The organism is Streptomyces sp. NBC_00576 (assembly GCF_036345175.1).
Lineage (GTDB): Bacteria > Actinomycetota > Actinomycetes > Streptomycetales > Streptomycetaceae > Streptomyces.
Genome location: NZ_CP107780.1, coordinates 7483986 through 7501302 on the forward strand (window position 1 = coordinate 7483986; position 17317 = coordinate 7501302).

General features: G+C 70.1%; 17 protein-coding genes and 2 tRNA genes. 15 read left to right on the top strand and 4 right to left on the bottom strand.

All coding sequences use genetic code 11. The features are described 5' to 3' along the window. Nucleotides 1-84 precede the first annotated feature (84 nt). The 5 genes from proB (at nt 85) to OG734_RS32620 (ending at nt 5194) form a co-directional block, all read left to right on the top strand. On the top strand, nt 85-1212 hold the full coding sequence (proB, locus tag OG734_RS32600; RefSeq protein ID WP_330291012.1) for a glutamate 5-kinase: 1128 nt from the start codon (nt 85-87) through the stop codon (nt 1210-1212). A gap of 185 nt (nt 1213-1397) precedes the next feature. Next, nucleotides 1398-1862, top strand: a complete 465-nt coding sequence (locus OG734_RS32605; protein ID WP_330293873.1) for a hypothetical protein — start codon at nt 1398-1400, stop codon at nt 1860-1862. A gap of 123 nt (nt 1863-1985) precedes the next feature. Beyond that, nucleotides 1986-3272: a glutamate-5-semialdehyde dehydrogenase gene (locus tag OG734_RS32610; protein ID WP_330291013.1), complete on the top strand. Its 1287-nt coding sequence runs from the start codon at nt 1986-1988 to the stop codon at nt 3270-3272. 129 nt (nt 3273-3401) lie between these two features. Next, complete coding sequence (locus OG734_RS32615; RefSeq protein ID WP_330291014.1) at nt 3402-4022, top strand: SCO2584 family spore wall biosynthesis protein; 621 nt, start codon at nt 3402-3404, stop codon at nt 4020-4022. A 101-nt stretch (nt 4023-4123) separates the two neighbouring features. Then, complete coding sequence (locus OG734_RS32620) at nt 4124-5194, top strand: SCO2583 family membrane protein (RefSeq protein ID WP_330291015.1); 1071 nt, start codon at nt 4124-4126, stop codon at nt 5192-5194. 36 nt (nt 5195-5230) lie between these two features. Here the strand turns inward: OG734_RS32620 and OG734_RS32625 are convergent, their stop codons facing one another. Beyond that, nucleotides 5231-6349 carry a M48 family metallopeptidase gene (locus OG734_RS32625; protein WP_330291016.1) on the bottom strand — a complete coding sequence of 373 codons (1119 nt, stop codon included), beginning with the start codon at nt 6347-6349 and terminating at the stop codon, nt 5231-5233. Nucleotides 6350-6450: 101 nt separating this feature from the next. Here OG734_RS32625 and OG734_RS32630 point away from each other — a divergent pair, with 101 nt between their 5' ends. The 7 genes from OG734_RS32630 to OG734_RS32660 all read left to right on the top strand — a co-directional run bounded on the left by OG734_RS32630 (nt 6451) and on the right by OG734_RS32660 (nt 10837). Next, the gene (locus OG734_RS32630; RefSeq protein ID WP_330291017.1) at nt 6451-6612 is read left to right on the top strand and encodes a hypothetical protein; all 162 of its coding nucleotides are present in this window, start codon (nt 6451-6453) and stop codon (nt 6610-6612) included. Between the two features lie 131 nt (nt 6613-6743). Further along, a complete protein-coding gene (locus tag OG734_RS32635) occupies nt 6744-6908 on the top strand; it encodes a hypothetical protein (protein ID WP_003990192.1) in 165 nt (54 codons plus the stop codon). A 66-nt stretch (nt 6909-6974) separates the two neighbouring features. Next, on the top strand, nt 6975-7679 hold the full coding sequence (nadD, locus tag OG734_RS32640) for a nicotinate-nucleotide adenylyltransferase (protein ID WP_330291018.1): 705 nt from the start codon (nt 6975-6977) through the stop codon (nt 7677-7679). A gap of 16 nt (nt 7680-7695) precedes the next feature. Continuing rightward, on the top strand, nt 7696-9429 hold the full coding sequence (locus tag OG734_RS32645) for an LCP family protein (RefSeq protein ID WP_330291019.1): 1734 nt from the start codon (nt 7696-7698) through the stop codon (nt 9427-9429). 148 nt (nt 9430-9577) lie between these two features. Beyond that, nucleotides 9578-10021, top strand: coding sequence for a ribosome silencing factor (gene rsfS, locus OG734_RS32650; protein WP_327694856.1), 444 nt, complete (start codon nt 9578-9580; stop codon nt 10019-10021). After that, on the top strand, nt 10018-10692 hold the full coding sequence (locus tag OG734_RS32655) for a histidine phosphatase family protein (RefSeq protein ID WP_330291020.1): 675 nt from the start codon (nt 10018-10020) through the stop codon (nt 10690-10692). Before rsfS ends, OG734_RS32655 begins: the two co-directional genes overlap by 4 nt. Nucleotides 10693-10764: 72 nt before the next feature. Further along, nucleotides 10765-10837: transfer RNA gene (locus OG734_RS32660), tRNA-Ala, on the top strand. Nucleotides 10838-10868: 31 nt separating this feature from the next. Here OG734_RS32660 and OG734_RS32665 read toward each other — a convergent pair. Then, nucleotides 10869-11720 (bottom strand): helix-turn-helix transcriptional regulator, encoded by an 852-nt coding sequence (locus tag OG734_RS32665; protein WP_330293874.1) that lies wholly within the window; start codon nt 11718-11720, stop codon nt 10869-10871. Nucleotides 11721-11829: 109 nt separating this feature from the next. Here OG734_RS32665 and OG734_RS32670 point away from each other — a divergent pair, with 109 nt between their 5' ends. The 3 genes from OG734_RS32670 (at nt 11830) to OG734_RS32680 (ending at nt 13957) form a co-directional block, all read left to right on the top strand. Beyond that, nucleotides 11830-13302, top strand: coding sequence for an MFS transporter (locus OG734_RS32670; RefSeq protein WP_443064959.1), 1473 nt, complete (start codon nt 11830-11832; stop codon nt 13300-13302). Between the two features lie 246 nt (nt 13303-13548). Beyond that, nucleotides 13549-13782: a hypothetical protein gene (locus OG734_RS32675; protein WP_044472114.1), complete on the top strand. Its 234-nt coding sequence runs from the start codon at nt 13549-13551 to the stop codon at nt 13780-13782. Nucleotides 13783-13884: 102 nt separating this feature from the next. Then, a tRNA-Ala gene (locus tag OG734_RS32680) sits at nt 13885-13957 on the top strand. A gap of 132 nt (nt 13958-14089) precedes the next feature. On the opposite strand, the gene OG734_RS32685 is transcribed toward OG734_RS32680, so the two are convergent. Together OG734_RS32685 and OG734_RS32690 are read right to left on the bottom strand one after the other, a co-directional pair. Then, a complete protein-coding gene (locus tag OG734_RS32685; protein WP_330291021.1) occupies nt 14090-15709 on the bottom strand; it encodes an NADH-ubiquinone oxidoreductase-F iron-sulfur binding region domain-containing protein in 1620 nt (539 codons plus the stop codon). Then, on the bottom strand, nt 15706-17016 hold the full coding sequence (locus OG734_RS32690) for a cytochrome b/b6 domain-containing protein (protein WP_330291022.1): 1311 nt from the start codon (nt 17014-17016) through the stop codon (nt 15706-15708). Before OG734_RS32690 ends, OG734_RS32685 begins: the two co-directional genes overlap by 4 nt. Between the last annotated feature and the right edge of the window lie 301 nt (nt 17017-17317).

Sequence of the window (17317 nt, forward strand, 5' to 3'; positions counted from 1 at the left end):
CACTGGACCAATGCACACCCCCCACCCCTGTTCGCGTAAATTGCCCGGCAGCGCAGCAGGACGACCCGAGGGGACAGAACGCAGGTGGCAGGGGCAAGGCAGGCCGTCGCAGAGGCCCACAGGATTGTCGTCAAAGTGGGTTCCTCGTCGCTGACCACCGCGACCGGCGGCCTCGACGCCGACCGGGTCGACGCGCTCGTCGACGTCCTCGCCAAGAGCCGCAGCGGCGGCGAGAAGGAGATCGTTCTCGTCTCCTCCGGTGCCATCGCCGCAGGTCTCGCCCCCCTCGGCCTGCGTCGGCGCCCCAAGGACCTGGCCCGCCAGCAGGCCGCCGCCAGCGTCGGGCAGGGGCTCCTCGTCGCCCGCTACACCGCCTCCTGCGCCCGCCACGGCATCCGTGTCGGCCAGGTGCTCCTGACCTCCGACGACACCAGCCGGCGCGCCCACCACCGCAACGCCTCACGCACCCTCGACAAGCTCCTCGCGATGGGCGCGCTCCCGGTCGTCAACGAGAACGACACCGTCGCCACGGACGAGATCCGCTTCGGCGACAACGACCGCCTCGCGGCCCTCGTCGCCCACCTCGTACGTGCAGACCTCCTCGTCCTGCTGTCCGACATCGACGGCGTGTACGACGGCGACCCCAGCAAGCCCGGCACGGCACGCATCGCCGAGGTGCGTAGCCCCGCCGACCTCGCCCACGTCGACATCGGCAGCGCGGGCAAGGCCGGCGTCGGCACCGGCGGCATGGTCACCAAGGTCGAGGCCGCGCGGATCGCCGCCGCCGCCGGCATCCCCGTGGTCCTGACCAGCGCGATCCACGCTGCCGACGCCCTCGCCGGCCGGGACACGGGCACCTACTTCCACGCCACCGGCAGGCGCTCCGCCGACCGCCTCCTCTGGCTCCAGCACGCCTCCACCCCGCAGGGCTCGCTCACCCTCGACGACGGCGCCGTGCGCGCGGTGGTGGACCGGCGTACGTCGCTGCTGCCGGCCGGTATCGCCGCCGTCGAGGGCGAGTTCGTCGCGGGCGACCCGGTCGAACTGCGCGACAGCGCGGGCCACGCCGTCGCACGCGGGCTCGTCAACTTCGACGCCAAGGAGATCCCCCAGCTGATCGGCCGCTCGACCCGCGAACTGGCCCGCGAACTGGGTCCCGCGTACGAGCGCGAGGTCGTGCACAGGGACGACCTCGTCATCCTGAATCCTTAGGGCCCGTTGACCCTCTCCTTACCTTCAGTCCCGCAAAGGCCGAAAACAGGGGGAACGCCCCGCAAATTGGCCCGCCGTGAGGTGGACGTTCCGCAAAAGTGCCCCATGAAGCGTGCGCACCTGCTTCTCTCTGTTTCAGGGAGATTCCGCACGACCATCGGGTAAAGGAGGCCGCCGTGAGACGAGTGCGCCCTGGGGCGGCGGCGTCCCGCGGTGGAACCGCCTCCCGCAAGGTGGGCGAGGAGCGCGCCCTGACCAGCGTCGCGGCGGGTGCCCGCTACGAGGAGGCGTACGAGGAGCCGAAGGACGTGCCGCGCTTGTGGCATGTCACGCTCAGCGTCTCCGGCGCCGAGGCCCCGCTGAAGGAGGTCCGGCGCGGCCTGGAACAGCTCGCCCACGACCATCCCTTCCTGCTGACCAGCAGATACGCCAACGACCACGCGGAGATCCGCTACTGGGAAGAGGCCCGCGACCTGCACGACGCCGCGGCCGTCGCCCTGCGTCTGTGGGGCGAGCACCGCCAGACCGCGCAGCTGCCGCCCTGGGAGATCGTCGGGCTGGAGGTCATCGACCGCGAGACCTACCACTACCGCATCGCTGAGGGCTTCGGCCCGCTGCCGGCGACCCCGGTCGGCGTCCACCCCTTCTAGTTCTAGTTCCACCCCTTCTGCTTCCGGCCCTCACCGGGGTCACCCTTTTGCGGGTCTCAGGGGCTTGTCTCGGGGTTTGGGATAGCCGGTGGACGGTTCTGTCCGGCGCACTACGCTTCCCTCATGACCACGCTTTCGCCGTACGACTCGATGTCCCCGGTCACACAGGCCGCCTACCGCGCCAAGGCCGCCGCCGCCGACCTCGCCCCCCTTCCGCGGGCCGAGAAGGACGACGCGCTGCTCGCCATCGCGGACGCGCTGGAGGTCCGTACCAGCGAAATCGTCGAGGCCAACGCCAGGGACATCGCCCGCGCGCGCGAGGCCGGCACCAGCGAGACGGTCATCGACCGGCTGAAGCTCACCCCGGAGCGGGTGCGCGCGATCGCCTCCGACGTACGGGACGTGGTGGCGCTGCCCGACCCGGTCGGCGAGGTCGTCCGCGGCTCCACCCTCCCCAACGGCATCGACCTGCGCCAGGTCCGCGTCCCGCTGGGCGTCGTCGGCATCATCTACGAGGCCCGCCCGAACGTGACGGTCGACGCCGCCGCCCTCTGCCTCAAGTCCGGCAACGCGGTCCTGCTGCGCGGCTCGTCCTCCGCGTTCGAGTCGAACACCGCCCTGGTACGGGTGCTGCGCGACGCCGTCGGCGGGGCCGGCCTGCCTGCCGACGCCGTGCAGCTCGTACCCGGCGAGGGCCGCGAGTCCGTACGGGAACTGATGCGCGCCCGTGGTCTGGTCGACGTACTCATCCCGCGCGGCGGCGCCTCCCTGATCCGGACCGTCGTCCAGGAGTCGACCGTTCCCGTCATCGAGACCGGCACGGGCAACTGCCATGTGTACGTGGACGCGCAGGCCGATCTCGACATGGCGATCGACATCCTCCTCAACTCCAAGGCGCAGCGCCCCAGCGTCTGCAACTCCGCCGAGACGCTCCTCGTCCACCAGGACATCGCCCCCGAGTTCCTGCCGCGCGCCCTCGACGCGCTGGCCGAGGCCGGGGTCACCGTGCACGCCGACGAGCGCGTGCTGGCGTACGCGAAGGACTCGAAGGCCACGGTGGTCGAGGCGACCCCGGAGGACTGGGAGACCGAGTACCTGTCGTACGACATCGCCGCCGCCGTCGTCGACTCGCTGGACCGGGCCGTCGAGCACATCCGGCTGTGGACCTCCGGGCACACGGAGGCGATCGTGACGACCTCGCAGCAGGCCGCCCGCCGCTTCACCCAGCTGGTCGACTCGACGACGGTCGCCGTCAACGCCTCGACGCGCTTCACCGACGGGGGTCAGTTCGGTTTCGGCGCGGAGATCGGCATCTCGACGCAGAAGCTCCACGCGCGCGGGCCGATGGGGCTGCCTGAGCTGACCAGCACGAAGTACATCGTCACAGGTGACGGGCACATTCGCCGCTGACGGGAGTGATCACGGGTCCGGCCGCCGGGGCGCGCGACGGCGGCCGGCGGTGCATGAAACGCATCTCATCCAGTAGCTGAATTTCCCTACTGTCTGCCCAAATTGACACCCCCGGTCTACTCTGGACACGTGCCGGAGGACGTGGGGGGCACGCCGTTCTTCCCTGACGGCTGGGAGCCCGACGACGACCACGACCGCGGGGTGTCGGACGAAGAGTTCGCCTCCGTGGTCTTCGACGAGGCCTTCGTACAGGCGGCCGTGGTGCACGAGCCGACCGCCGTCGAACGCCTCCTGGCCGCCGCGCAGGCGAGAGCGGAGGCCTCCGAGGCCGAGGCGCGCCGGGCGCACGCCAGGGGCCTCAGAGGGGACGACGAGCGCTACGAAGACGGCTTCGGGCCCGACGACCCCGCCTATTTCGGCCATGATCCGGATCTCGACGACCTGGACGACGCCGAGATCCTGGAGGGCCGCTACGGCGCTCCAGGGACGCACGGCAAACAGGTCTCCCGCTGGCACCGTCCCGTCGCCTGGATGCTCGCCCTCGTGATGGGGATCGGCATGGTCGCGCTGGCGTTCACGGCGGTCTACCGGGGGTCGTCCTCCAGCCGTCAGGAACAGGTGCCGCCGCCCGCCTCGACCGGTCTTGAACAGGGCAGTGGACCGAGCATCGGAGCGAGTACCGGAACGAGTCCTTCGGCCTCGGCCGACTACTCCCAGCCAGCCGTCTCGGCGATCCCGCGCACTCCCTGACCCGAACCCGCCCGTGCCCTGTTCCATCCTGGTGAGAACCTGTCAGAACTTGTCATGCGGCAGGGCGTTTACCGAGGCTTCCGGAGACCTACTCTGAATGTATGGGCGGACCAGGAGACCCACCTGAGGGGACACCCGAGGCTGCCCCTGGTGGCGGCGAGGACGAGTACCGATCCGTCGTCTTCGACGAGTCGTTCGTCCGCGCTGCCCGGCTTCAGGAGTTCTCCGCACAGGAGCGCCTGGACGACCACGCACCCGCTGTACGCCGTCGCCAGCCCCTGCACCGGGGGCTGTCCCGGCAGGTGCTGATCCTGGTCGTGCTGATCGCCGTGGCCTTCGGCACCGCGATCTACATGGGCGTACGGAACCCGTACCAGAGCCCGGTCGCCGAGCTGTCCCCCGAGCCGCTGCGGATGACCGTCATCCCGCTCGCGCCGCAGGGTGCCGTGCCCGGCGCAACCGATCCCGAACAACTGTTCGCGCATAGTCCGGCGGCGCAGTTCGGCACAGGCGCCGAGGGCATCGCGCTGCCCGCCACGCGGCGCACCGCGCACTTCTCGGACGGTCAGGTCGTCAGCGCCCTGACCGCCGCCAAGGACTACCTGGTGGAGTCCTCGCTCTATCCGGAGGTGCTCGCCGGCAGCGAGGTCCGTGCCGTGCGGGTGATGCTCGACCCGGACCAGCTCGACCAGTTCGACCAGAGTTTCGACCGCCCGGCCGCCGACGGCAGGCACGCGCCCACCGGATGGCTGGTCCGCTTCGACCCCTCCCACGCTCAGCTGGCCGACGACAGGATCCGGGTGCGGGGAACCCTGCGGGTCACCGAGACCGACTCGACGACCCTTGAGGTCGTCGCGGACCACACGTTCGTGTACGCGCTGCGGCCGACCGGGGCCGACGAGCAGGCGAAGGCGTCCCTGTTCACCGTCCGGCGCGAACTGCACTTCAGCTTCGACCGTGACGACCTGCGGATGCACCAGGCCCGGCTGGTCGTCTCCTACGTCCAGGCCGGGCCGCTGTCCTGCGCCGAGGACTCCTCGAACCACTTCCGCCCGCTGCTGGCCGGTCAGACCGCCAAGGAGGGTGGACCCGCCGGTACGGATCCGTACGCGACGGGCGGCGCGACGGCGCTGTGCGGCTCGATGGCGGCGGGGGCGCAGCCGAAGGTGTGACCTGCTTCCCGGTCCTCGGTCCTCGTTGCCGTGCGATCAGTCGTCGTCGCGGGACGGCTGGTCCTTTGGCGGCGCTTCGCCGGGCGCGGAGTTGCCGTATCCCCCGAATCCGCGCCGGACCCGGCCGCCGAGGTCGCCCGCTCCGCCGGCGATGTCGGTGACCAGCTTCATCAGCGGGTCCTTGGAGTTCTTGACATTGGTCGCGTAGCTCGCCGCCGACTGGCGGAAGGAGTCGGAGACCGAGGTGTCCTTGTCCTCGGTACGGCGCGGGTAGTGGCCGTCCATGATCCGCTGGAAGTCGCGGGACTCCGCCCACTTCTTCAGCTCGGCGGCGCGCACGGTGGTGAAGGGATGGGTGCGGGGGAGGACGTTGAGGATCTTCAGTACGGAGTCACGCAGGTCGCCCCCCGCCTCGTACTCCTCGGCCTGGGCGAGGAACGCGTCCACGTTCATCTCATGCAGGTGGTTGCCGCCGGCGATCTTCATCAGGCCGCGCATGGAGGCCTTGAGGTCCTGACCGACGAGCAGCCCCGCGCGGTCGGCGGACAGCTCCGACTTGCGGAACCACTCGCGCAGTCCCGTGACGATCGCCATGATCGCGATGTTGCCGAGCGGAATCCAGGCGACGCGGAGGGCCAGGTTGGTCAGGAAGAGCAGTATCGTCCGGTAGACGGAGTGTCCGGAGAGGGCGTGTCCGACCTCGTGCCCGATGACCGCCCGCATTTCCTCCTCGTCGAGCAGCTCGACGAGACCGGTGGTGACGACGATGATCGGCTCGTCCAGGCCGATGCACATCGCGTTGGGCTGCGGGTCCTGGTTGACGTACATCGGCGGGACCTTCTCCAGGTCCAGGATGTGGCAGGCGTCCCGCAGCATGGCGTCGAGGTGCACGAACTGCTGGTCCGAGACGCGCACGGAGTCGGACAGGAACAGCAGCCGCAGACTGCGCTCGGGAAGCAGTCCGCTGAGCGCCTTGAAGACGGTGTCGAACCCGCTGAGCCTGCGCAGGGCGACCAGTGCGGAGCGGTCGGCCGGGTGCTCGTACGCCCGCGAGGAGATCCCCGGGAAGCGGGTGCGCTGCCTGCTGGGCACGTGCTCGTGACCCTCGGGCCCCTCCGGCCCGTGCCCGTTGCTCTCGTGGCTGTCGTCGGACATGTGTTCCCCCATGCGTCTGATTGCCCTGTGTGCCCCCCGAAGCGGGGCCCAGCCTAGGCGGAGATACCGTGGCGGGGCAGCACACCCTAAGGAGCGATCCGATGGACCACACCCCCGTAACCGACTGGATCAACGAGGCCGCGAGAGCCGCCGAGAAGCAGGGATCCGGCGATCTGCTCCGGGTCGTGCTGATCGTGATGTTCTTCGGCTGCATCCTGACCGCGTGGTTCCTGCTGCGGGGGTACAAGCAGAAGGACGACTGAGACGGGCCGGAAGTTCCCCTCCACGGCCATCCCCGGACCCGTCGGCGGAGTCGGCGTGATCCCCGTCGGCGGGCACGCTTACGATGAGCCGACGTCTTTATTCCGCCCTCACCGGATAGGTCCTGCCGAAGATGAGCTTCCACAGCACCGCAGCCCAGTTGGTCACCCTCGCAGCCGAGGGCGAGGAGCACGGGGGCAACCACGAGAGCCTCAGCCCCTACCTCACAGGTGGCGGCGCCCTCTTCATCCTGCTGCTCCTGCTGTGGATCACCACCCGCTTCAACCGCGACCGCTGATTCCGGTCCAGGAGGGGCCGGAGGCTGCGGCCGGTGCCCTCAGGCCGGGCCGGTAGGGTCTGCCGCATGGGAGAGCAGGACATGCCTACCGGTCCGGCGAACAACGCCGGCGACCGTCCGGCGCGCGAGGCGGAGAACCGTCCGGTGCTCCGGCGCGGGGCCGGCAACGGCCCGTCGAGCCCGGGCAAGCGGCGCCTCGGCGTCATGGGCGGCACATTCGATCCGATCCACCACGGGCACCTCGTGGCGGCCAGTGAGGTCGCCGCGCAGTTCCACCTCGACGAGGTGGTGTTCGTACCGACCGGGCAGCCGTGGCAGAAGACCAACCGCAGTGTGTCGCCGGCCGAGGACCGTTACCTGATGACGGTCATCGCGACCGCCGAGAACCCGCAGTTCTCGGTCAGCCGCATCGACCTCGACCGCGGTGGCCCGACATACACGACGGACACCCTGCGCGACCTGCGCGCGCTCAACCAGGACACGGACCTGTTCTTCATCACGGGGGCCGACGCGCTCGGCCAGATCCTCACCTGGCGCGATGCCGACGAACTGTTCTCCCTCGCGCACTTCATCGGAGTCACCCGGCCCGGCCACACCCTGACCGACCCGGGACTTCCGGAGGGCGGTGTCTCGCTCGTCGAGGTTCCCGCCCTGGCCATCTCGTCCACAGACTGCCGTGCGAGGGTCGCCAAGGGCGACCCGGTCTGGTATCTGGTGCCGGACGGTGTGGTGCGCTACATCGACAAGCGCGAGCTGTACCGCGGCGAGTGAGCCGAGAGGAGCACCGGTGAACGACCGATACGACTCGGGGTACGACGGCGACCAGCAGTACGAGATCGTCGGCTACGACGACTACGGCCGGCCCATATATCAGCAGGTGGCGCCGCCACAGCAGTACCAGCAACAGGTACAGCCGGGGCAGCAGCCGTACGACCCGTACGCGCAGCAGGCGCCCCAGACCCAGGGGTACGAGGGGTACGGCTACGACCCGTACACGACCGGGCAGCAGCAGCCCGTCCCCTCGTACGACCCGTACGGCCCCGGGGCCCCGGCCACCGGGTACGACCCCTACGGGCAGGCGGCGAGCAGTGGCCAGCAGCCCCGGGTCGCCGAGCAGACGGCGCCCTCGGTACCGACGCCACGGACCGCGCAGGCCGAACAGACCGCCCACGTGCCGCAGCAGGGCAGGCCGGTCGAGGACGACGGTCCGCGAGCTCCGGGGGGTCCGCAGCCTCAGGGTGAACGCGACTACAGCACCCAGCAGTTCGCCTTCGTCGAGGAGCCCACCGGCGACTCCGAGGACGTCATCGACTGGCTGAACTTCACCGAGAACCGCACCGAACGGCGCGAGGAGGCCAAGCGCCGCGCCCGCGGCCGCGCCATCGCGCTGGTCGTCGTCCTCGCCCTGGTGGCGGTGGGCGGGGTCGGCTATCTCTGGTACGCGGGAAAGCTGCCCGGCGCGTCCTCCTCGGACACGAAGGCGGGCGGTGCGACCAGCGCGGCGGCCCAGCAGCGGGACGTGGTCGTCGTCCACCTGCACAACACCAAGAAGGGCGGCACCTCGACGGTGCTGCTCGTCGACAACACCACCACGAAGCAGGGCGCCACCGTCCTGCTGCCCAACTCCCTCGCCCTGACCGACGACAACGGCTCCACGACCACGCTCGCCAAGTCGGTCGACGGTGACGGCTCCTCCGGGACGCGCGACGCGCTCGACACCGTCCTCGGCACCGACATCGAGGGCACCTGGCGGCTCGACACCCCCTACCTGCAGAACCTCGTCGAGCTGGTCGGCAACATCGACATCGACACGAACGCCGACGTACCCGACCCGGACGCCACGAAGAAGGGCACGGCGCCCCTGGTGAAGAAGGGTGAGGGCCAGACCCTCAGCGGCAAGATGGCCGTCGCCTACGCCACCTACCTCGCCGCCGGCGAGGCCCAGAACGCCCAGCTGGAGCGGTTCGGGCAGGTCATGCAGGGCGTGCTGCGCAAGCTTTCCTCCGACACCCAGGCCGCGACGGTGACCGTGCAGACGCTGGCGCAGATCCTCGACCCCTCGCTGACCGACAAGGACCTCGGCAGCTTCCTCGCCAGGCTCGCCGACCTCGCCAAGGGCGGCGACTACAAGACCGCGCTGCTGCCCGTCCAGGGTGACGGCACCCTGAGCGCCCAGGCCAGCTCCGCGGTCGTCAAGACGGTGCTCGGCGGCACCGCCAAGAGCCCCGACAAGGACGCCGCGGTCCGTGTCTCCGTCCAGAACGCCACGGGCGACAAGGGCGCCACCGAGCAGGCTCGCGTCGCCCTCCTCAATGGCGGCTTCACCTTCCTGGAGGCCGGTACGGCCGGCGCCGCCCGCGCCACCTCCCAGGTCACGTATACCGACGCCGCCGACAAGGAGAACGCCACCGAGGCGGCCAAGACACTCGGTCTGCCCGCGACCTCGGTGAAGAAGGGCACGGCCACCTCGAACGCGGACGTCTCCGTGGTCCTCGGCCAGGACTACAAAGCCGGTTCGTGACGGAGCGACGGAGGACGGAGCGCACCCTCAGGGGGCCCGGAGCGGGTTCCCGGGGTGCGATCCGGTAATGACGTGGGGTGGCGTCGGCGGTCCGTGAGACCCTTGGGTAACCCGTACGGGTTCCCGACCGCCGACCGAAAGCCTTGTAGTGACCGCCACTGACCGTTCCATCGAGCTCATCTCCGCCGCCGCGCAGGCGGCTGCCGACAAGCTCGCGCACGACATCATCGCCTACGACGTCAGCGACGTGCTGTCGATCACGGACGCCTTCCTGCTGGCCTCCGCACCCAACGACCGCCAGGTCAAGTCGATCGTCGACGAGATCGAGGAGCGGCTCAGCAAGGAACTCGGCACCAAGCCGGTCCGCCGCGAGGGCGACCGCGAGGCCCGCTGGGTGCTCCTGGACTACGTCGACATCGTCGTCCACGTCCAGCACAGCGAGGAGCGCGTCTTCTACGCCCTGGAGCGGCTCTGGAAGGACTGCCCCGAGCTGGAACTGCCCGCCGACGCCAAGGCCACCCGCGGCAAGGCCGCCGAACACGCCAAGCTGCGCGCCGAGGAGGACACCGCCGACTTCGGAGGTCTGCGGTGACCGCCCCCGCGTCCGCCGGGTCCCGCCGCAAGCCGGGCCCGGGCCGTCGCGTCATCCTGTGGCGCCATGGTCAGACGTCGTGGAACGTGGAGCGGCGCTTCCAGGGCACCACGGACGTCGAGCTCACCGAGACCGGCATCGGGCAGGCCCGCCGTGCCGCCCGGCTGCTCGCCTCCCTGAAGCCCGACGCGATCGTCGCCTCGGACCTCCGGCGCGCGGCGGACACCGCGGGCGAACTCGCCGAGCTCACCGGCCTCACGGTGACGCACGACGAGGGCCTGCGCGAGACCTACGCGGGCGTCTGGCAGGGGCTGACGCACGAGGAGATCATCGCCCGCCACGGAGACGAGTACGCCGCGTGGAAGCGCGGTGAGCCGATCCGCCGCGGCGGCGGTGAACTGGAGACCGAGGTCGCCGACCGCGCCGCCCCCGTGGTGCTGCGGCACGCCGACAAGGTCCCCGAGGAGGGCACCCTCGTGGTGGTCAGCCACGGCGGCACCATCCGGACCACCATAGGGCGCCTGCTCGGCCTGGAGTCCCACCACTGGGAGAGCCTCGGCGGTCTCTCCAACTGCTGCTGGTCCGTCCTCGGCGAGGGCGCCCGTGGCTGGCGTCTCCTGGAGCACAACGCCGGCACACTGCCCGAGCCGGTCCTCGGCGACGACGACTGACCCGGATTTCACTTTCCGGCTGGTCGCAGGCTAAAGTTCTTCTTGTTCGCCCGCCAGGCGGGACGAACGCGAGGGGCTATAGCTCAGTTGGTAGAGCGCCTGCATGGCATGCAGGAGGTCAGGAGTTCAATTCTCCTTAGCTCCACAGATATTGATTCACGAAAGTCCCGTTCCCTTCAGGGAGCGGGACTTTTTGCGCACCGCCCTCGCAGCGCGGCCATGGCGCGTGCCGTCTCCTCGTCGTCCGGGATGTAGACCACGATCCGGCACTCGGGCATCCCGTCGACGGACAGGGACACCGACCGCATCCGCAACTCGCCGACCGCCGCGTGCCGGAACGTCTTCACACGCCGCCCCGGCTGCACCACGTCACCGCTCGCCCACAGACGTGCGAACAGCGGACTGGCCGCGGAGAGCCCGCGTATGAACTGCTCCCAGACAGGTTCGCCGGCATGCACCCCGTACGCGGCCCGCAGGGTCGCCACCATCACCGGCAGCTCCGACTCCCGGAACCTCAGCGGGCAGTCCCGCTCCGGGACCGTGAGGAGCATCCGCAGCGCGTTGGGCGGTTTCTCGGAGGGCGTCCCGTCGTCGAAGAACAGGTCGTAGTAGGCGGGGTTGGTGGCGAGGATGTCGTACCGCCCGTTGTAGACCACCGCCGGGTGCGGGTCGAGCGCGTCGACGGTGACCCGCACCTCGGGGCTCACCGTCTCCACGGTCGGTTCCAGGGCGGGCGTGTACGGCACCTCGGCCAAGTGGTACAAGTGTTCCCGCTCCGGCGGGCCGAGCCGCAGGGCGCGCGCCACGGCGTCCAGGACCTGGGCCGACGCGTTGATCGGCCGGCCCTGCTCCAGCCACGTGTACCAGGTGACGCCGACGCCCGAGAGCTGGGCGACCTCCTCACGGCGCAGCCCCGGTGTGCGGCGGCGTAAGCCCGGTGGCATGCCGACGTCGTCCGGTGTCACCCGCGCCCTCCTCGTGCGCAGGAAAGCGGCGAGCTGCGGCCGTCGGCGCTGTGCTGTCCCCATCGTCACGTCCCCCATCGTCGACCTCAGCCCTGTCCCCTGCCAGGTGCTGTCAGTACCAGCATCAGCGGGCTCTCGGCACCCGTACCGGATTGTCGTCAGGCTCGCAGCCATGACGACGACACCCCGGACAGGTCCCACTCCCGCACCCACTTCAAGTCCTGCGATCAGTAAAGCGCCTGGCACTGACAACGGCCCCCGGCCGTTGCTCGCGGTCGTTCTCGCGGCTCAGTTCATGGCGCTGCTCGACGTGTTCATCGTGAACGTGGCGGCCCCCACCATCGGTACCGAACTCCATGCCTCCGGCGCCGACTTACAACTGGTCATCGCCGGCTACACCATCGCGTACTCCGTGCTCCTGATCACCGGCGCCCGCCTCGGTGACCTGCTCGGCCACCGGCGGGTCCATCTGGCCGGGCTCGCCCTCTTCACGACCGCCTCGCTCGCCTGCGGCCTCGCCCAGGGCACCGGTGAGCTGATCGCCTTCCGGCTGGTGCAGGGAGCCGGTTCGGCGCTGATGATCCCGCAGGTGCTCAGCCTGATCCAGCGCACCTTCACCGGCGAGGCCAGGGCGCGTGCGCTCGGCGCGTACGCCGCCGTCCTCGCCACCGGCGCCGCCGCCGGGCAGGTGCTCGGTGGGGTCCTGGTCGCCGCCGATCTGTTCGGCACGGGCTGGCGGCCTGTGTTCCTCGTCAACGTGCCGGTGGGCGCCGTACTTCTGGTCGTCGGCAGGCGCGTGCTGCCGGGCGACGACGCGGCGGCACGACGGGAGGGCGCGCGGGGTCTGGATCTGCCCGGCCTTGTGCTGCTCGGCGCGGCGGTCTCGCTGTTCACGGTGCCGCTGGTGCTCGGACAGGAGGAGGGCTGGCCGGTGTGGACGTGGCTATCGCTGGCTGCCGCCGTGGCCCTCTTCGGGCTGTTCTGTGTGTTCGAGACCCGGCTCGCCCGGCGCGGCGGCGCCCCGCTGATCGCCCCGCGTGTGCTGCGTCACCCCGGCATGGGGCTCGCTGTCGTCCGGATCGCGGCGGCGATGGCGGTCAACGCCGGTTTCCTGTTCGCGCTGACACTGCACGTCCAGGGCGGCCTCGGCTACAGCGCCCTGCGCGCCGGACTGACCTTCGCGCCGACCGCGGTCGTCTTCGGCCTGGTCGGCCTGACGTGGCGTGCCTGGCCCGCCTCCTGGCAACACGCCCTGACCCCGGCCGGGTTCGCGCTCACCGCCCTCTCCGTGGCCGCTGTGGGACTCGTACTCCAGGGCGGTGACCGCGGGGGCGCCCTGGTGTACGTCGCGTACGCGGGAGTGGGCTCCGGGCTCGCGCTCGCCTTCAGCCCCACCCTCACGCGCGCGTTGGCCACCGTCCGGCCCGAGGACGCGGCGGACGCCAGCGGTCTGCTCGCCACGGTCACCCAGATCGGCCAGCTGCTGGGGGTCGCCGTCTTCGGCACACTCTTCTTGAACCGGCTTGAGTCACTTGGGGGCCCGGAGGCGTATACCTCTGCGGAAGCTCTTCTTATGTGCATGTTCGCGCTGGCCGCGACGGCCGCGGTGGGTGCCGTGTCCGGACTGGTACGAAGGCGTCGCTGACCGTATTGGTCCAGTCGTGGCAGAATCAAACGGCCGGAAGGGGGCGCGGCCCGACGGGAGGGAGTTGCGATGCCTGCAAGCATCCTCAGGGAGGTCGGTCACCTCCCTGAAGCGGCGGTCATACGGGGCAGGAGAACCCGTCTCAGCTGTCCTTCCTGCGGTTCCGGCCATGTTGCCCAGGTGCTCGGTGACAACGGTGGCATTTCCTACGTGTGCACGGCCTGCGGCCACAGCTGGAGCTGATCGATGGGTGCACACAGGAGGAAATGCGACTGGTGCGGCAGTGGTACGCCGATCGTCCGTGACATGGAGCCGGTGAACCATGACTACCAGTACTGGTGCGAGGAATGCGCGCGGGCGCTGATCATAAAGGGCGACCCGATCGAGACCTACCGTGAGCTGGAGGGCGAGCCGATCTATGGCCGGCTCCTCGAAGAACACTGCACCCTCAAACGGTTCTACTCGTTCGTCACGGCCTGACCCCGGCACCCGTGCCGGGGTGGACGGAAACGATTTGGTGCTGCACCGGGGGGACCGGTAATGTTGGCGTCGCCGCCGGGGAAACCCGGAGGAACGCGACAAGGGGCTATAGCTCAGTTGGTAGAGCGCCTGCATGGCATGCAGGAGGTCAGGAGTTCAATTCTCCTTAGCTCCACAGAAGTTGAAGGCGGGTCACCCGATCAGGGTGGCCCGCCTTCGGCGTTGTGCACGAAGAACACGTATGGAGAACATACGGCGGGCCACTCGATCGATCCGAGTGGCCCGCCGTACGTGTTCTCCGTGTGTCTCAGCGACCGCTGCCGAGGGCGCGGCGGCCCCTGCCGCCGCGCTGGGACAGGACCGGCAGGCGGTCCGGGGCCGAGGTCCTGGTGTCCTCCTCGATGCGCAGCGCCAGTGCCGGGCAGCGGCGCACCGCGCGCAGCGCCTTCGCCTCCGCGTACCGGGGCACCTTCGCCTGTGCGACGGTCGGGAAGCCGTCGGCGCCCAGTTCGAAGACCTCGGGGAGGATGTCGGCGCACAGGCCGTGACCCCGGCACAGGGTCCAGTCGACGTAGATCTTCTGGCGGCTGGGGCCGCTCTCCTCCTCCGCCTGGCCACCGGGGATGCCCGTGGGCGTCTGGCCGCCCTCGAAGAGCGGCAGAACGCCTTCTACGGGCCTTCCGCAGCCGTTTCCGAGGACATGGGCGGCGAGGTCGTCCGTGAACGCCTTGATGGTCGATTCCAGGAACATCGCCGAGCCGTCCGGGTGCGAGCACGCACCGCGCCGTTTCACGGACTTGGCGACCTGCTTGACGGCCTCCAGGGCGGCCGGGCCGCCGCCGTTGAGGATGTCCTCCATGCCGCGCGCCGCGGCGGGCAGACCGAGGTAGCAGGGGCCGCACTGGCCCGCGCTCTCCTCGGCCAGCCACTGGGCCACGCGCAGCGACTCGCCGAGCGGGCAGGTGTCCTGGCTGATCGGCAGGATCGCGCCCGCGCCGAGCGCACCGCCCACCGCGTCCAGGGAGTTGCGCGAGACGATCGCCTCGTTGACCGTCGCCGCGTCGATCCACTTGCCGTGGTAGCCGCCGGTCAGCACCCCCTGCGGGACCGGCGGGGCGCCGGCGAGCTGCAGGACGTACCGCAGCGGCACACCCGTCGGTACCTCGATCACCATGGGGCGGGCGACCGCGCCGGAGACCGTGAGCATGACGGTGCCCGGCTCGTCGTACAGGCCGGTGTTGCAGTAGCGCTCGGCGCCGATGCGGGCGGCGATCGCCAGCTGGGCGTAGGTCTCGGCGTTGGACAGCAGGGTGGGCGCGCCGCCTACGCCGCTCTGCGAGGCGCTGATCTTGCGGCCGGGCGGGATCGCCGGGCCGCCGTCGATGGAACGGACCAGCGAGGCCGCGGCGCCGGTGACCATCCGGATCGGATTGCGCTGCACGCGCGCGCGGAGGGCCGATCGGCGGCCGTTGTTGAGGCCGCGCTCGGCGAGCGCGGCCTCCATGGAGCGCTGCGTGGATTCACGTGTCACCCCGATGACGAGGGTGCGGGCGCCCATGGCCTCCGCGCACAGCAGGGCGCCGTCCAGGATCAGGTGCGGGGCACGGTTGACCAGCACCGTGTCCTTGCGGCAGGCGGGCTCGTCCTCGCTCGCGTTGACGACGACGACCGGCCGCACACCGCGGCGGATCGCCGACTCGGCGACCGACCGCAGCTTCTTGTGAAAAGGGAAGCCCGCGCCGCCGCGGCCCTTCAGGGAAATACGTTCGGCGAGCTGCGCGAGCTGCTCGCCGCCCATCGGTTCGAGCGGACCGTGCACCTTCAGGTGCATGGGCAGGTCAAGTCTCTCGACGAGGTCGAAACCCGACGTGAGCTGGGGAAGCCCCACCACGCGGACTTCGGGTACGTCGGGCAGAGCCTCGTTCACTTAAAGCCTCCGGAAGGCGCGTTCCAAGGTTCGCCCGAACCCGGTGCGTCGAAGTCATAGGTAGCACCGGGGTTTGCATCAGTGGCGGGACCGCTGTTGTACGTGTCGTTCGCGTTGTACGTGCCATAGGCGGCATTCGACTCACCGGTGTTGTACACATCACTCGTGCCGTACGCGGCCGTGCCCGGATTGCCATAGGCCGGGATGTTGTATCCGGTGTCGTTCATCGGGTCGTACGCCGACACGGGAGCCTCGCCCACGGGCGGCGGGGACGGGATCGGCCAGCTGCCCGACGTACTGCCGTCCATTCGCGGGATCGCCTCGGTGGCCTGCATGTCCATCGACAGGTCCATGCGCGCGGTCTGGTCCATGTACGCGTCCTGCGCGCGCGGGGGCGTCACGGCGCGGTAGGCCGCCGCGAACCCGTCCTGCGCGGGTTCGGGGGTCATGGTGCGGCTGGCCGGAGCGTCGTAGAGCGGCGCCGCGGCGGGCGCGCTGCGCTGCGGGGGGATTCCCGAGTCCCCGCGCGCGGGCCTGCCCGCGGACTGGTTCTCGTAGCCCGGCAGGGCGGACTCCCCGAGGCGCGCCCTGCTGGCGTCCAGGCCCTCGCGGCCCGGCCGCTCCTGGGACCCCAGGATCGCCATGATCTGAGCGGCCACCTTGCGCTTGAACGGGCGGGGCGCCGAGCGCAGCGCCAGGGCCGCGATGACCGCGACCAGGCACAGGCCGTACAGGATCGTGAAGATCGGCTTCGCCTGGCGTCCCGCGTACAGGCCGTGGACCAGCGCGAAGCACCAGGCCGGGTAGGCCAGCATGTGCATCGCGCGCCAGCGCGCCGCGACCGGGGCCGGGGAGGCGAACCGGCTGCGCAGTGCGCCGGTGACGGCCGTGAAGATCATGAGCAGGCCGGCCATGGAGCCCATGCCGATGAGACCTGAGGTGCCGGTGACGCCGAGGCTGAAGGGGATCAGCGCGGCGATCAGCGTGACGTGGTCGAGTGCCAGCTTGACCGAGACGTGGAGCAGCAGGAACGCGACCGAGGAGACGGCGGTCGTCCGGTGCACGGCCTGTGCGATCAACCGCTGACGGGTGTTCAGGAAGACCCGGTCGGTCGCGACCAGGCCCCAGATGACCGAGCAGGAGAGGGCGACCAGTGACAGCACGCCGGCGCCGAAGTTGAGGAAGTCCTGGACCGAGTCACCTCCGACCAACACGATCACCGGTATGAGCAGCAGCATGGCAGCCGTCGCCATCCCGGAGGCCGAACGGCCCGTCCTGGGAAGCGAACTGTTACTACGAGGGTTCATGGGGGCAACTCCGAGCGGTTCGGGAAGGCGGTCCCGCGTCGAACTCTAAGTCGAGACATACCGAGGAGTACGAGGTTTGAGTTATTGCGCTGTTACCAAAGGGCTGTGAGGCCGTTGTGATGTCCCATAGGGGTTGTTACGCGAAGTAATTTTTGAACCTGGTTCAGGTTTTACTGTGTGGCGATTCACGTGCCCGCCGGGGCCTGAGGTCGCCGTGGGGGAGTCATGTGTGGGTCCTGTGTGGACTCTCGGGACTGGTTGCGGGCGTGGCATGCGGTGCCCTGCGCCCCCGGGAACTCCG

Coding starts and splice junctions, on each gene's coding strand:
- OG734_RS32620 (WP_330291015.1), top strand. CDS start 4,124: ATGGGCGGACCAGGAGACCCACCTGAGGGGACACCCGAGGCTGCCCCT.
- OG734_RS32670 (WP_443064959.1), top strand. CDS start 11,830: ATGACGACGACACCCCGGACAGGTCCCACTCCCGCACCCACTTCAAGT.
- OG734_RS32610 (WP_330291013.1), top strand. CDS start 1,986: ATGACCACGCTTTCGCCGTACGACTCGATGTCCCCGGTCACACAGGCC.
- OG734_RS32630 (WP_330291017.1), top strand. CDS start 6,451: ATGGACCACACCCCCGTAACCGACTGGATCAACGAGGCCGCGAGAGCC.
- OG734_RS32675 (WP_044472114.1), top strand. CDS start 13,549: ATGGGTGCACACAGGAGGAAATGCGACTGGTGCGGCAGTGGTACGCCG.
- OG734_RS32625 (WP_330291016.1), bottom strand. CDS start 6,349: ATGTCCGACGACAGCCACGAGAGCAACGGGCACGGGCCGGAGGGGCCC.
- OG734_RS32665 (WP_330293874.1), bottom strand. CDS start 11,720: ATGGGGACAGCACAGCGCCGACGGCCGCAGCTCGCCGCTTTCCTGCGC.
- nadD (WP_330291018.1), top strand. CDS start 6,975: ATGGGAGAGCAGGACATGCCTACCGGTCCGGCGAACAACGCCGGCGAC.
- OG734_RS32690 (WP_330291022.1), bottom strand. CDS start 17,016: ATGAACCCTCGTAGTAACAGTTCGCTTCCCAGGACGGGCCGTTCGGCC.
- OG734_RS32635 (WP_003990192.1), top strand. CDS start 6,744: ATGAGCTTCCACAGCACCGCAGCCCAGTTGGTCACCCTCGCAGCCGAG.